Origin of the sequence: Pseudomonas sp. BO3-4 (assembly GCF_034044115.1) — a bacterium.
In the GTDB taxonomy this organism is placed as follows: domain Bacteria; phylum Pseudomonadota; class Gammaproteobacteria; order Pseudomonadales; family Pseudomonadaceae; genus Aquipseudomonas; species Aquipseudomonas alloputida.
Window position 1 is genome coordinate 3697080 of record NZ_CP139018.1, and the last position, 13133, is coordinate 3710212.

A 13133-nucleotide genomic window follows, 5' to 3' on the forward strand; every position below is an offset into this window, starting at 1 on the left:
TTCATTGGCCGGACGCAGGCATGCCTTCTCGTGATCTGAACTCACTGCGCCAACAAGTCGAAGACCTCCAGCGACAGAACACACTGCTGGAGCAACGGCTTGCAAGCCACCAGGCGCACGACCAGGACTTCTATCGCTCACTGTTCGACACCATGGACGAAGGCTTCTGCATCATCGAGTTCTTCGATGGCCCCCATGGCCCCCTGAGTGACTACGTGCACGTGCTGGCCAACGCAGCCTATGCCAAACACGCCGGCATCCCCAACGTGGTCGGGCAAAAACTGCGCGAGATGGTGCCCGATGAGGCGGATGACTGGGTGGCCCGCTATGGCGCGGTGCTTCGCACCGGCGAACCGCTGCACTTCGAGCAGGAACTGATTGCCACGGGCCACGTGCTGTCGGTGACCACTTTTCGCATAGAACCTGCCGAGAAACGCCAGGTAGCGGTACTGTTCAAGGATGTCACCGAACGCCGGCGTGCAGAGCAGGCCCTGCAGCGCCTGAACGAAGAGCTCGAACAACGGGTGAATGCCGCACTGGCGGAGCGACGCTTGTTTGCCGAACTGGTCGATCACAGTGTGGTCAATGTGCATGTGATCGACAAGGACCTGCGCTGGCTGGCTGTCAATCGCCAGGCCAGGCATGACTTCCACCTGCTGTACGGGAGGACACCCGAAATCGGCGACTACCTGCCCGGGTTGTTCGAGGATGGCACCGCCGGCCAGACGCCTGTTCTGCCGATGTGGCAGCGCGCCCTGGCAGGCGAGCAGTTCATCGAGATCGGCACCTTCGGCAAGCCCCCCGCGCTGCGCCATTATGAGTTGCGCTTCAACGCCTTACGCGACCCAGAAGGCGAGGTACATGGCGCGTTTCTGTTCGCCTATGACATCAGTGAGCGAGTACAGGAGCAGGAACGCTTGGCCAAGGCCGAAGCGGCGCTGCGCCAGGCACAGAAGATGGAAGCCGTAGGCCAGCTCAGTGGCGGCATAGCCCACGACTTCAACAACTTGCTGGGCGGCATCCTGGGCGCCCAGGAGCTGATGCGGCAACGCCTTGAGCAGTCACGCTTCGACGCCCTGGCGCCCTTGCTGGAGCTGTCCAGCAGCGCGGCGCAGCGGGCCTCTTCGCTGGTGCACCGGCTGCTGGCGTTCTCCCGCCAGCAGACCCTGCAACCCTGCTCCACGCAAGTGGCCACCTTGGTGGCCGGCATGGAAGACCTGCTGCGCCGCACCATCGGCCCGGCGATTACCCTGAGCAGCCGCTTTGCCAGCCAGCTGTGGCCGACCTTCATCGACCCTCCCCAACTGGAAAGCGCCTTGCTCAACTTATGCATCAACGCGCGCGATGCCATGCCTGCCGGTGGTGTGATCGAGATCATTGGCGACAACCTGCAGCTTGACGACGAGCAGGCCGTGGCACTGGAACTGCCGGCCAGCGAGTTCGTGCGGCTGAGCATCGTCGACAACGGTAGCGGCATGTCGGCTGAAGTTGTCGAGCGCGCAGTCGAGCCGTTCTTCACCACCAAGCCGATGGGCCAGGGCACCGGCCTGGGTTTGTCCATGACCTATGGCTTCGTGCGCCAGTCGGGTGGGCAATTACGGGTGCTGTCGGTGCCTGGCGAGGGTACCCGCATCGAGCTGCTGTTACCCCGCCACCACGAGCAAGCCCAGGCGCCAATCAGCAAACCTCCGCGCGCGCTCTTACAAAGAAGCAGCGAGACTGCAAAACGCATTCTGTTGGTTGAAGATCAGACGGCCTTGCGCCTGGTGATTGGCGAAGTGTTGGAAGAGCTGGGCTATCGGGTGGACGCCTTCGAGAACGGTCCGTCTGCCCTCACCCACCTGCAAAGCGGCGAACGGCCAGACTTGCTGCTGAGCGATGTCGGCCTGCCTGGCGGCCTGAATGGCCGCCAGGTAGCCGAACGCTGCCGTGAGCGCTACCCGGACCTCAAGGTGCTGTTGATCACCGGTTACGATGAGAGCGCGGCGCTCAGCGACGGCCAACCGCTGCAAGGTACGTTGGTGTTGACCAAGCCGTTCGAACTGGAAGCACTGGCAGAGCGGGTTCGCGAGCTGCTGGAACCTTGACGGGCGCGCTCAGCGCCCGCCGCCCAGGTCGATGAAACTGCCGGTGGCATAGGAGGCTTTGTCCGAAAGCAACCAGAGGATGGCCTCGGCCACTTCCTCGGGATGCCCTCCTCGGCCCATGGGCAAGCCAGGTTCAAGCTTGCTGACGCGATCCGGGTCACCCGAAAGCGCATGGAAACCGGTATGGATATAGCCTGGTCGTACGCCATTGACGCGTACGCCCTCGCCTGCCACTTCTTTGGCCAGGCCGATGGTGAAGGTGTCGAGCGCGCCCTTGGAGGCGGCATAGTCGACATACTCGTTGGGCGAACCCAGGCGTGCGGCGACCGATGATACGTTGACGATGGCCCCGCCTTGCCCGCCATGCCGGCGCGCCATGCGCAGCAGGGCGTGCTTGGCGCAGAGCATGGGGCCGACGACGTTGGTCTTCATGACGTTCAGCAGACGGAACTCGGACATGTCCTCGACCCTGCTTTGCTGGCCGATGGTGCCGGCGTTGTTGACCAGTGCGGTGATCGGGCCGAGCTCATCGTCGACGCGCAGGAACAGCTGGATGATTTCATCTTCGACGCTAACGTCGGCGCGCACCGCGATGGCCTCGGCGCCCAGGGCGCGGACCTGGCTGAGGATGGCTTCGGCGGCCTGGTCATCGGCGTGATAGTTGATGCAGATGCGGTAGCCCTGGCGGGCGGCCAGCAGCGCAGTGGCGGCGCCGATACCGCGGCTGCCGCCGGTGATGACAATGACGTTCTCCATGGGTTTGCCAATGGTTTGGGGAAGGGAGCATCGACAATAGGCGAAATGGCGCTGCGTTGGAATGACGAAGATCAGCACAGCCAACCCTCTGCTGTTGATGTGGCTGTTGATCTGGCTGTTGATCTTGCTTTTGATCTTGATCTTGATCTTCGCGACTTCAGGAGGCCGAACGCAGGCCTTGCGGAGGCAGGTGACGGGCATGGATGCCCGTCAAGCGCTGAGGCCCCAGGATGGGGCCTTCGGCGCGGTCCTGCCGGGAGCAAGGCCGGAGTGAGGGAACCCCGGAGCGCAGCGCAGGGGCCGGATGATGGGAGCGCAGCGTTTTTTGGTTACTTTTTGTCGCGTTTGACAAAAAGTGACTCGCCGTAAGGGCGAAAAGGTGAGTCAGCGTCGCCATCGCGAATGGACTGTTCGCTGAGTCAAAACAGACGAATTTGCTTCTTGCTTCTTGCTTCTTGCTTCTTGCTTCTTGCTTCTTGGATGTGGGCATTCACATCGAGTAGGTATTCATTCACGCAGGTGGCGCATAGTCACCCTTCCGCCCTTACGGCGGGTCACTTTTTGTCAAACGCGACAAAAAGTAACCAAAAAACGCTGGCTCCTATCATCCGGCCCCTGCGCTACGCTCCGGGGTTCCCTCGCTCCGGGCTTGCTCCCGGGAGGACCGCGCTGCAGGCCCCATCCTGGGGCCCAGCGCTTGACGGGCATCCATGCCCGTCACCTCCCTTCGCAAGCCCTGCGCTCGGCCTCCTGAAGTCGCAATCCGCGGCGCCTGGGCTATCGCGCGCTTAGAAGCAAAATCAAAAGCCGAAGCGAGAGCGAGAGCGAGAGCGAGAGCGAGAGCGAGAGCGAGAGCGAGAGCGAGAGCGAGAGCGAGAGCATCGGGATCTTGCCTTGTTTAGCTCAATGCCCTGACGATGCCGGCCCCGCCTTGGCGGTAAAGGGCGGCTTGGCGAACCACACCAGCAGAATCAACCCGGCAAACACCCAGCTCATCAAGGTGAAGTAATCCACCGTCGACATCATGTAAGCCTGCCCGTTGAGTATCTGCTCCAACTGCGCATAACTCTGCGGGCTGGCCCCGCCCAACTGCTCAAGGGTATGCCGCGTCGTCGGGTCGAACTGGCTGATGTGCTCGCTCAGGTAGGCATGGTGCTGATCCGCCCGACGAATCCAGATCCAGGTAGTCAACGAAGCCGCAAAACTCCCGCCCAAGGTTCGCAGAAAAGTCGCCAGCCCCGAACCGTCGGCAATCTGGTGCGGCGGCAGGTCAGACAGCAGAATGCTCAAGGTCGGCATGAAGAACAACGCCACGCCAATCCCCATGAACAACTGCACCAAGGCCACGTGCTGGAAGTCCACCTCGCTGGTGAAACCGGCCCGCATGTAGCAACTGGTGCCAATCGCCAGGAACGCCAACCCAGCCAGCACCCGCAGGTCGAAACGGTGCGCATATTTGCCCACGAACGGCGACATGATCACCGGCAGCAAACCGATCGGCGCCACCGCCAGTCCCGCCCAAGTCGCGGTATAGCCCATCTGCGTCTGCAACCACTGCGGCAGGATCAGGTTGATACCGAAGAACCCGGCATACCCCCCGACCAGCACGATGGTGCCAATGCGGAAGTTGCGGTGCACAAACAGGCGCAAGTTGACCACCGGGTGCCGGTCGGTCAGTTCCCAGATCACGAATACCGCCAGGAACACCACCGAAACCAGGCTGCCGACAATGATGAACGACGACTCGAACCAGTCCAGATCGTTGCCCTTGTCCAGCACTACCTGCAAGGCCCCAACGCCGATAATCAGGGTCAGCAGGCCAATGTAATCCATCGGCTGGCGGCTGGTGACCACCGGGCGCGTACGCATCTGCTGGCGCACCACGGCAGCTGCAAACAGGCCGATGGGCACGTTGATGAAGAAGATCCATGGCCAGCTGTAGCTATCGGTAATCCAGCCCCCAAGAATCGGCCCGGCAATCGGCGCCACCACCGTGACCATCGCCAGCAGCGCCAGTGCCATCCCCCGTTTTGCCGGGGGGTAGACAGCAATCAGCAGGGTCTGGGTCATCGGGTAAAGCGGCCCGGCGACCACACCCTGCAAGACGCGAAACCCGACCAGCTCGGGCATCGACTGGGCGATACCACACAGGAACGAAGCCAGCACGAACAGCAGCGTGGCCCAGATGAACAGTTTCACTTCACCAAAGCGCCGGCTCAGCCAGCCGGTCAGCGGCAAGGCGATAGCGTTGCTCACCGCGAACGAGGTGATGACCCAGGTGCCTTGCTCGTAGCTCACCCCCAGGTTGCCGGAAATGGTCGGCAGGGCCACGTTGGCGATGGTGGTGTCCAGCACCTGCATGAACGTCGCGAGCGACAGGCCGATGGTGGTCAGCAGCAGACTTGGCGGCGTGAACTGGGCAGCGGCGTTGTTGCTCATCGTTGCGCCGTCTTGCCGGTTGCACTGTTCTCGTGAATCAGCCGGGCGATCAGGTTGTCGGCTTCGATCATCTGGTGGTCATACACCTGGGTGGTGTAGCTGGCCTTCTGCGGTGGCTGCTGGGCCAGGGTCGGGCCGCTCTGGTCATGCAGGTCGACTTCAACCACGGTGGACAGGCCAATACGTAGCGGGTGGTCCTTGAGCTGGTCGGGGCTGAGGTGGATGCGCACGGGCACTCGCTGGACAATCTTGATCCAGTTACCGGTGGCGTTCTGCGCCGGCAGCAAGGCAAAGGCGCTGCCGGTGCCCGCGCCAAGGCTGTCGACCGTGCCGCTGTACTTGACCTCGCTGCCGTACACATCAGCGGTGATTTCCACCGGCTGGCCGATGCGCATCTCTCGCAGCTGGGTTTCCTTGAAGTTGGCATCGATCCACACCTGATCCAGCGGGATGACCGCCATGGTCGCGGTGCCCGGCTGCAGGCGCTGGCCCAACTGGACGGTACGCTTGGCGACGTAGCCGGTGACCGGCGCGACCAATGTGGTGCGGGCGTGGTCGAGGTAGGCCTGGCGCAGGTCGGCAGCTGCAGCCATGACATCGGGGTGCGAGGACACCACGGTGTCGTCGACCAGCGCGCTGCTGGTGCTGAGCTGTTGCCGCGCGCTGTTGACGGCGGCCTGGGCAACGCTCAGGTCGTCGCGGGCATGGGACAGTTCTTCGGCGGCAATCGCACCACTGTCAGCCAGCACCTTGCGCCGGTTGAAGTCCTGCTGCGCCTTGCGCAGTTCGGCTTGGCGCGTTTCCAGTTGAGCCTTCAGCGAGTCGACGTTGCTGTACAGCCCGCGCACCTGCCGCACGCTGCGTGCCAGCTTGGCTTCGGCGGACTGCAAGGCCACTTCGCTGTCGGCCGGGTCGAATTGCAGCAACACCTGGCCGGCGTGGACCAGGTCGCCGTCATCGGCCCCGATGCTGATAACGGTGCCAGCGACCAGCGGGGTGATCTCCACCACGTTGCCGTTGACATACGCATCGTCGGTGCTTTCGTGCCAACGCCCGACAATGCTGTACCAGGCCCAGGTGCCGACCCCTGCCAGGATCAGCAGCAACAGCAGGCCAAGCAACCAAGCCTTGCGCTTGCGCGACGGCTCGGGCGAGACGGAGGGAGTCGGGGTGTCTGCGGGAGTGGCCATGACAATACCTTGGATAATTCGTTACAGGGTTCAACGGTCGCCGAAGCGGCGGATCGTCAACGGGTCGCCAGCACCGAGCAGCACCTTTGCCAGCAGGCCTTCCAGGGTCTTGAGCTCCTCTGGTGCCAGCACGCCGCACAACTCGTTCATGGCGGCGGCGCCAATTTCCGGCAGGCGGTTGGCCAGGCGCTGGCCGTCAGCGGTGAGTGCCAGGCGCACCTGGCGACGGTCGTCGGCGCAGCGGTTGCGCACGATCAGCTCCTTCTGCTCGAGGCGGTCGAGCATGCGGGTCATCGATCCGCTGTCCAGGCCCAGGTAACGGCACAGTTCGGCCGGGGTATCCACCTGGTACTGGGTGACGATGATCAGCACTTTGAACTGCGCGGCGGTGACGCCCTCTGACTCCAGGTGCCAGTCAAGAATGCGGTCTTTGAGAATCGCAGCACGGCCAAGCAACATGCCGATGGCGCAGGTTTGGAAGTTCTCGGGAGAAAAATGGGCCATCGTTGGCTGCTCAGTTAAGTGTGTAGAAATATTACTGCCTAGGCAGTGAATGTCAAAGCTTTCATTAGCTAGCTATGAAATAGTGGGTGTTTTCTGGCTGTCACACCGCCCCCAGCAGGCGCGCATTGCGGCCCATTGCGACACACAACGCCGCCCCTGCCAGGGGCTACGTAAAGGCGGCTACCGCGCTCGCAGGCCCAGCGCCTCCACCGCCCCGCAAGCAATCGCCATCCCCACCAGCTCTGCGAGGCTGCCTGCCTGCAACCGCTTCATCACCCGGCCTCGGTACAGGTCCACGGTCTTGACGCTGATGCCCAACTGCTCGGCAATCTCGCGGTTGTTCAACCCTTGGGCCAACGGTACGAAGACGTCTCGCTCACGCGGCGTCAGGCCGTCGATGCGCGCCTGCACCAAGGCCAGCGCCTGATCGCCCTCTCGCGCCAGCCCGGCGTGCTCCAGCGCAGCCTGAACGCTGTCGAGCAGCAACTGGTCGTTGTAGGGTTTTTCGATGAAGTCGCAGGCGCCGGCCTTGAACGCCCGCACCACGATCGGTACATCGGCATGACCGCTGACGAAGATCACCGGCACCATCAGGCCACGCTCGCGCATCGCCTGCTGCACAGCCAACCCGCCCAGCCCCGGCATGCGCACATCCAACAGCACACACGCGGGCCCATCATCGACGCAGGCGTCGAGAAACGCCTGCCCGCTGGCGAATGGCAAGGCTTGCAGGCCCACCGACTGCAGCAGCCAGACCGTAGAGTCGCGCATAACCTGGTCGTCATCGACCACATACACTTTTGCTTGCAACACTGCCTCCCCTTATTCCCTGCTGACCGCCAGCCGGCAGCACAGTACCAGACCGCCGTTGTCACCCGCCCGCGCCCACAGGCTGCCACCGAAGCCTTCGATCAGGCTGCGGCTCATGCTCAAGCCCAAGCCCAGGCCGTCGGCCTTGCTGGTGGTAAACGGCGTAAAGATTTCATCCAGCCGCTCGGGTGCCACGCCCGGGCCCTGGTCGGCGACCTCGACCAGCACCCCATCGCCATCGCGCGCCGCGCAGAGCAGGATACGTGACGGCCGCTCACCCTGCTGCTCGCGATTGGCATCGATGGCATTGCGCAGCAGGTTGAGCAGCACCTGCTCCAGCAGCACCCGGTCGGCATACACCAAGGGCAGTTGAGCGCTCATGCGAAGTTCCACCTGCACCTGGTCCCGCGCGGCTTCCCAGGCGCACAGGCGCATGGCTTCGCCGGCCAGCTCGGCCACGTCCAGTGCCTGCAGGCGGCGCGGTTCCTTGCGCAGAAAGGCACGCAGACGGCGGATCACTTCGGCGGCATGGGTGGCCTGCTCGCTGATACGCTGCAGGCCCTGGCCAATCCGCTCGCGCGCCTGGGGATCACGTTCCAGGCCCTGCAGGTAACGCTGACTGGCGTTGGCATAGTTGACCACCGCGGCCAGTGGCTGATTGATCTCGTGGGCGATGCCCGAGGCCAGCTCGCCCAAGGTCGCGAGGCGGGCACTGTGCGCCAGGCTTTCCTGCGCTTCGATGCGCAAGGTGATGTCGCGGGACACGCTGACCACCTCCACCACCGCGCCGGTGTAGGTCTCGCGGATCGCCCGGCTGGCAATTTCGAACCAACGGTAGTCACCTGTCGCCTGGCGTACCCGGCAGGTCATCGTGTGGTAGCCGTCCTGGTCCAGCGCGGCCGCGGCCTGGCGCAGTACCTGACGCCGCTCGCGCGGATGCAGCAGGGTATGTACAGGCATGCCACGCAGCTGCTCGGGCCACAGGCCGAGCAGGCGGTAGGCTGCCGGTGAGGCATCGAGAAAGCGGCCATCGGGGCTGTGCCGGGAAATCAGGTCGGTGGTGTTTTCGATGATCAGCCGATACAGGCGCCGGGCGCGGCTGGCTTCGCGTGCGCCATGGCGCTCTTCGCTGGCATCGCGGCAGCGGCCCAGCACCTGCTGGCCCTGGTTGTCCGGCATGAACGTCCACAGCACGATGCGTTCGCCGACCTGCACTTCGACATCGCTGATCGCCCGATGCTGGCGCAGACAGGCACGCACCAGGGCCGCGCAATTGGCCGGCAGCCAGCGAGCCAGCTCAGGCCCTTCGGCGACCCAGGCCTGCAGTGCCGGGTTGAGTGCCAGCGGGCTTGCATCACTGGCCAGTAACAGACTGGGTTGTGGGTCTTTGGCGAGCAAGGGGTAAGCAGTGTCATCCACAGTAGGCGGCCTATTTTTATAGTAGTTTTACTATATTGCTATAGTCGATATTCCTAATACCATAGCGACTCGCGTAAAACTGCGACAGAGGGGGCGGCCCACCGTCCGCCCCCTGCACCCTGAACAGAGCTAACAATCAGCCATCGGGGGCCAGGTGCACAGGCTGCGTCTGCCTCCCTTACAGGATTACCGCATGTCGATCTATGCCCAGGGCCTGATGCCCGCTGCCGTCAACCATGTCGCCCTCACCCCGCTGAGCTTCATCGAACGCACCGCTGCCGTGTACGGCAACTACCCGGCCGTCATCCACGGCGCCATCCGCCGCAACTGGCAAGAAACCTACCAACGCTGTCGGCGCCTGGCCAGCGCCCTGGCCGGTCGTGGCATTGGCCGTGGCGACACCGTGGCAGTGATGCTGCCCAACACCCCGACCATGCTCGAGGCGCACTTCGGCGTACCCATGACCGGTGCCGTGCTCAATACCCTGAACGTGCGCCTGGATGCCGAGGCCATCGCCTTCATGCTGCAGCATGGCGAGGCCAAAGTGCTGATCACCGACCGCGAGTTCCATGCGGTCATCGAAGGCGCTCTGGCACTGCTTGAACACCCGCCGCTGGTGGTTGATGTGGATGACCCAGAGTACGGCGAAGGCCGCGCGGTCAGCCAGCTGGACTATGAGGCCCTGCTCAACGAAGGCGACCCGGAATTTGCCTGGGAATGGCCCGATGACGAGTGGCAGGCCATATCGCTGAACTACACCTCCGGCACCACCGGCAACCCCAAGGGCGTGGTCTACCACCACCGTGGTGCCTACCTGAACGCCCTGGGCAACCAGATGACCTGGGCCATGGGCCACCGCCCGGTGTACCTGTGGACGTTGCCGATGTTCCACTGCAACGGCTGGTGCTACCCCTGGACCATCACCGCCCTGGCCGGCACCCATGTGTTCCTGCGCCGGGTCGACCCGCAGAAGATCCTGACCCTGATCCGCGAGCACAAAGTCAGCCACCTGTGCGGTGCGCCGATCGTGCTCAACGCGCTGGTCAACATGCCCGAGGCGGCCAAGGCAGCCATCGAGCACCCGGTGCAGGCCATGGTCGCCGGCGCCGCTCCACCGGCCAAGGTCATCGGCGCCGTGGAAGAAATGGGCATCAAGGTCACCCACACCTACGGCCTGACCGAGGTTTATGGCCCGGTGACCGTGTGTGCCTGGCATGACGAATGGGACGCGCTTTCGCTCGAGGAGCGTGCACGCATCAAGTCTCGCCAAGGCGTGCGCTACCCGACCCTCGATGGCCTGATGGTCGCCGACCCGCAAACCCTTCAGCCAGTACCCCGCGACGGCAATACCCTGGGCGAAATCTTCATGCGCGGCAACACGGTGATGAAGGGTTACCTGAAAAACCCTGAAGCCACCGCCGAAGCCTTCCGTGGCGGCTGGTTCCACACCGGCGACCTGGCCGTGTGGCATGCCGACGGCTATATCGAGATCAAGGACCGGCTCAAGGACATCATCATTTCCGGTGGCGAAAACATCTCCACCATCGAGGTCGAAGACGCCCTGTACAAGCACCCGGCAGTGCTGGAAGCCGCCGTGGTGGCACGCCCGGATGAAAAATGGGGGGAAACCCCGTGCGCCTTCGTTGCCCTGAAGCCGGGCCGAGAGGACACCCGTGAAGCCGACATCACCAGTTGGTGCCGCGAGCACCTGGCCGGGTTCAAGGTGCCGAAGACCGTGGTGTTCGGCGAGCTGCCCAAGACCTCGACCGGCAAGATCCAGAAGTACGTGCTGCGCGACCGGGCCAAGGCCCTCTGATGCCGTAGCCGCCCCCCTTCAGGCGCAGCACACGGCTGCGCCTGAAGGTTCAGCGCACGCCCAACCCTCCCTCACTATTGCAAGAGCTGCCGATGACCACCTATTCCGCCCCCCTGCGCGACATGCGCTTCGTCCTGCATGACGTGTTCAACGCTTCAGGCCTGTGGGCCCGACTGCCCGCCCTGGCCGAACGCATCGATGCCGACACTGCCGACGCCATTCTCGAGGAAGCATCCAAAGTCACCGGCCAGCTGATCGCCCCGCTCAGCCGCAACGGTGACGAGCAAGGTGTGTGCTTCGACGCAGGCCAAGTCACCACCCCCGAAGGCTTTCGCGAGGCCTGGAACACCTACCGCGAAGGTGGCTGGGTCGGCTTGGGCGGCAACCCGGAACACGGCGGCATGGGCATGCCAAAGATGCTCGGCGTGCTGTTCGAAGAGATGCTCTACGCGGCTGACTGCAGCTTCAGCCTGTATTCGGCATTGAGCGCAGGCAGTTGCCTGGCGATCGATGCCCACGCCAGCGAAGCGCTCAAGGCCACTTACCTGCCACCGCTGTACGAAGGCCGCTGGGCCGGCACCATGTGCCTGACCGAACCCCATGCCGGCACTGACCTGGGGCTGATCCGCACCCGCGCCGAGCCTCAGGCCGATGGCAGCGTGCGCATCAGTGGCAGCAAGATCTTCATTACCGGCGGCGAGCAGGACCTGACCGAGAACATCGTCCACCTGGTGCTGGCCAAGCTGCCGGATGCGCCCGCCGGTGCCAAAGGCATATCGCTGTTTCTGGTCCCCAAATTCCTGGTCGAGGCCGATGGCCGCCTGGGCGCGCGCAATGCTGTCCATTGTGGCTCGATCGAACACAAGATGGGCATCAAGGCCTCGGCGACCTGCGTCATGAACTTTGACGGTGCCATCGGTTACCTGGTGGGCGAACCGAACAAGGGCCTGGCAGCGATGTTCACCATGATGAACTACGAGCGCCTGTCCATCGGCATACAGGGCATCGGTTGTGCCGAAGCCTCCTACCAGAGCGCCGCCCGCTATGCCAACGAGCGCCTGCAGAGCCGAGCAGCGACTGGCCCGCAGGCACACGACAAGGTGGCCGACCCGATCATCCACCATGGTGATGTCCGGCGCATGCTGCTGACCATGCGCACCCTCACCGAAGCAGGTCGGGCGTTCGCCGTCTACGTTGGCCAGCAACTGGACGTGGCGCGCTATGCCGAGGACGCTGGCGAACGCGAGCATGCCCAGCGCCTGGTGGCACTGCTGACACCGGTGGCCAAGGCATTCTTCACCGACAACGGTCTGGAAAGCTGCGTGCTTGGCCAGCAGGTGTACGGCGGTCATGGCTACATCCGCGAATGGGGCCAGGAGCAACGGGTGCGAGACGTGCGCATTGCGCAAATCTATGAAGGCACCAACGGCATTCAGGCCCTTGATCTGCTGGGGCGCAAGGTGCTGGCCGACGGTGGTCAGGCGTTGGCCAGCTTTGCCAGCGAAGTGCGGGCCTTCAGTGTGGATGCGCCCTTGCACCGCGAGGCCCTGCAGGCAAGCCTGGCGCGGCTCGAGGCCACCAGCAGCTGGCTGCGGGCGCAGGCTGGCGAGGATGCCAACCTGGTCAGCGCGGTAGCGGTTGAGTACCTGCAGCTGTTCGGGCTGACGGCCTATGCGTACATGTGGGCGCGGATGGCGGCGGTGGCGCTGGCCAAACGTGATGAGGACGAGGCGTTTCATGGTGCGAAGCTTGCCTGTGCGGCGTTCTATTTCCAGCGGGTCTTGCCGCGGAGCTTGGGGCTGGAGGCGAGCATTCGGGCCGGTAGTGGCAGCCTTTATGGGCTAGAGGCCGCACAGTTCTGACCGGTGTGTCGCCGACGCGCTTGTTGCAAGGGCAGCCGTGTGCTGCGAAGAGGCCGGTACCTGCAAACACTGACCTCTTCGCAGCACCAGGCTGCCCCGAAAGCGATTGCAGGTATCGTCTTTTGCCCGCGAAGGGTTCTCAAACACTGAAAAACCGTGGCTAATCCGACGAAAAACCGGCACAACTGATAGTCATTCGCCATTACATTGGTTCTCGGGAGCCCTCCCGCAAGGGTAGAATGCGCAAAAC

At 63.6% G+C, this 13133-nt stretch carries 9 protein-coding genes; 3 read left to right on the forward strand and 6 right to left on the reverse strand.

The window, feature by feature from the left end; all coding sequences use genetic code 11:
- Positions 1–20: 20 nt before the first annotated feature.
- Positions 21–2087, forward strand: a complete 2067-nt coding sequence (locus REH59_RS17220) for a PAS domain-containing protein (RefSeq protein WP_014859030.1) — start codon at positions 21–23, stop codon at positions 2085–2087.
- A 9-nt stretch (positions 2088–2096) separates the two neighbouring features.
- Here the strand turns inward: REH59_RS17220 and REH59_RS17225 are convergent, their stop codons facing one another.
- From REH59_RS17225 to REH59_RS17250, 6 genes are all read right to left on the reverse strand, one after another.
- A complete protein-coding gene (locus REH59_RS17225; RefSeq protein ID WP_128573542.1) occupies positions 2097–2843 on the reverse strand; it encodes an SDR family oxidoreductase in 747 nt (248 codons plus the stop codon).
- Positions 2844–3746: 903 nt separating this feature from the next.
- Entirely contained in the window at positions 3747–5282 is a 1536-nt protein-coding gene (locus tag REH59_RS17230) for a DHA2 family efflux MFS transporter permease subunit (RefSeq protein ID WP_003247815.1), read from the reverse strand.
- Complete coding sequence (locus REH59_RS17235; RefSeq protein ID WP_003247813.1) at positions 5279–6472, reverse strand: HlyD family secretion protein; 1194 nt, start codon at positions 6470–6472, stop codon at positions 5279–5281. The genes REH59_RS17230 and REH59_RS17235 overlap by 4 nt, the downstream gene beginning before the upstream one ends.
- A 30-nt stretch (positions 6473–6502) precedes the next feature.
- Entirely contained in the window at positions 6503–6976 is a 474-nt protein-coding gene (locus tag REH59_RS17240; RefSeq protein WP_003247811.1) for a MarR family winged helix-turn-helix transcriptional regulator, read from the reverse strand.
- Positions 6977–7156: 180 nt separating this feature from the next.
- Positions 7157–7789: a response regulator transcription factor gene (locus tag REH59_RS17245; protein WP_320450332.1), complete on the reverse strand. Its 633-nt coding sequence runs from the start codon at positions 7787–7789 to the stop codon at positions 7157–7159.
- 9 nt (positions 7790–7798) lie between these two features.
- Complete coding sequence (locus tag REH59_RS17250; protein ID WP_014860280.1) at positions 7799–9205, reverse strand: sensor histidine kinase; 1407 nt, start codon at positions 9203–9205, stop codon at positions 7799–7801.
- Positions 9206–9398: 193 nt separating this feature from the next.
- Here REH59_RS17250 and REH59_RS17255 point away from each other — a divergent pair, with 193 nt between their 5' ends.
- Together REH59_RS17255 and REH59_RS17260 are read left to right on the forward strand one after the other, a co-directional pair.
- Positions 9399–11021, forward strand: a complete 1623-nt coding sequence (locus tag REH59_RS17255; protein WP_003247805.1) for an acyl-CoA synthetase — start codon at positions 9399–9401, stop codon at positions 11019–11021.
- Between the two features lie 92 nt (positions 11022–11113).
- Positions 11114–12883 (forward strand): acyl-CoA dehydrogenase C-terminal domain-containing protein, encoded by a 1770-nt coding sequence (locus REH59_RS17260; protein WP_014860279.1) that lies wholly within the window; start codon positions 11114–11116, stop codon positions 12881–12883.
- The last annotated feature ends 250 nt before the right edge of the window (positions 12884–13133 follow it).

What these genes read in the sequence shown, in the direction of transcription:
- REH59_RS17220 (WP_014859030.1), top strand. Translation starts at nt 21, where the DNA reads ATGCCTTCTCGTGATCTGAACTCACTGCGCCAACAAGTCGAAGACCTC.
- REH59_RS17235 (WP_003247813.1), bottom strand. Translation starts at nt 6,472, where the DNA reads ATGGCCACTCCCGCAGACACCCCGACTCCCTCCGTCTCGCCCGAGCCG.
- REH59_RS17240 (WP_003247811.1), bottom strand. Translation starts at nt 6,976, where the DNA reads ATGGCCCATTTTTCTCCCGAGAACTTCCAAACCTGCGCCATCGGCATG.
- REH59_RS17230 (WP_003247815.1), bottom strand. Translation starts at nt 5,282, where the DNA reads ATGAGCAACAACGCCGCTGCCCAGTTCACGCCGCCAAGTCTGCTGCTG.
- REH59_RS17225 (WP_128573542.1), bottom strand. Translation starts at nt 2,843, where the DNA reads ATGGAGAACGTCATTGTCATCACCGGCGGCAGCCGCGGTATCGGCGCC.
- REH59_RS17260 (WP_014860279.1), top strand. Translation starts at nt 11,114, where the DNA reads ATGACCACCTATTCCGCCCCCCTGCGCGACATGCGCTTCGTCCTGCAT.
- REH59_RS17255 (WP_003247805.1), top strand. Translation starts at nt 9,399, where the DNA reads ATGTCGATCTATGCCCAGGGCCTGATGCCCGCTGCCGTCAACCATGTC.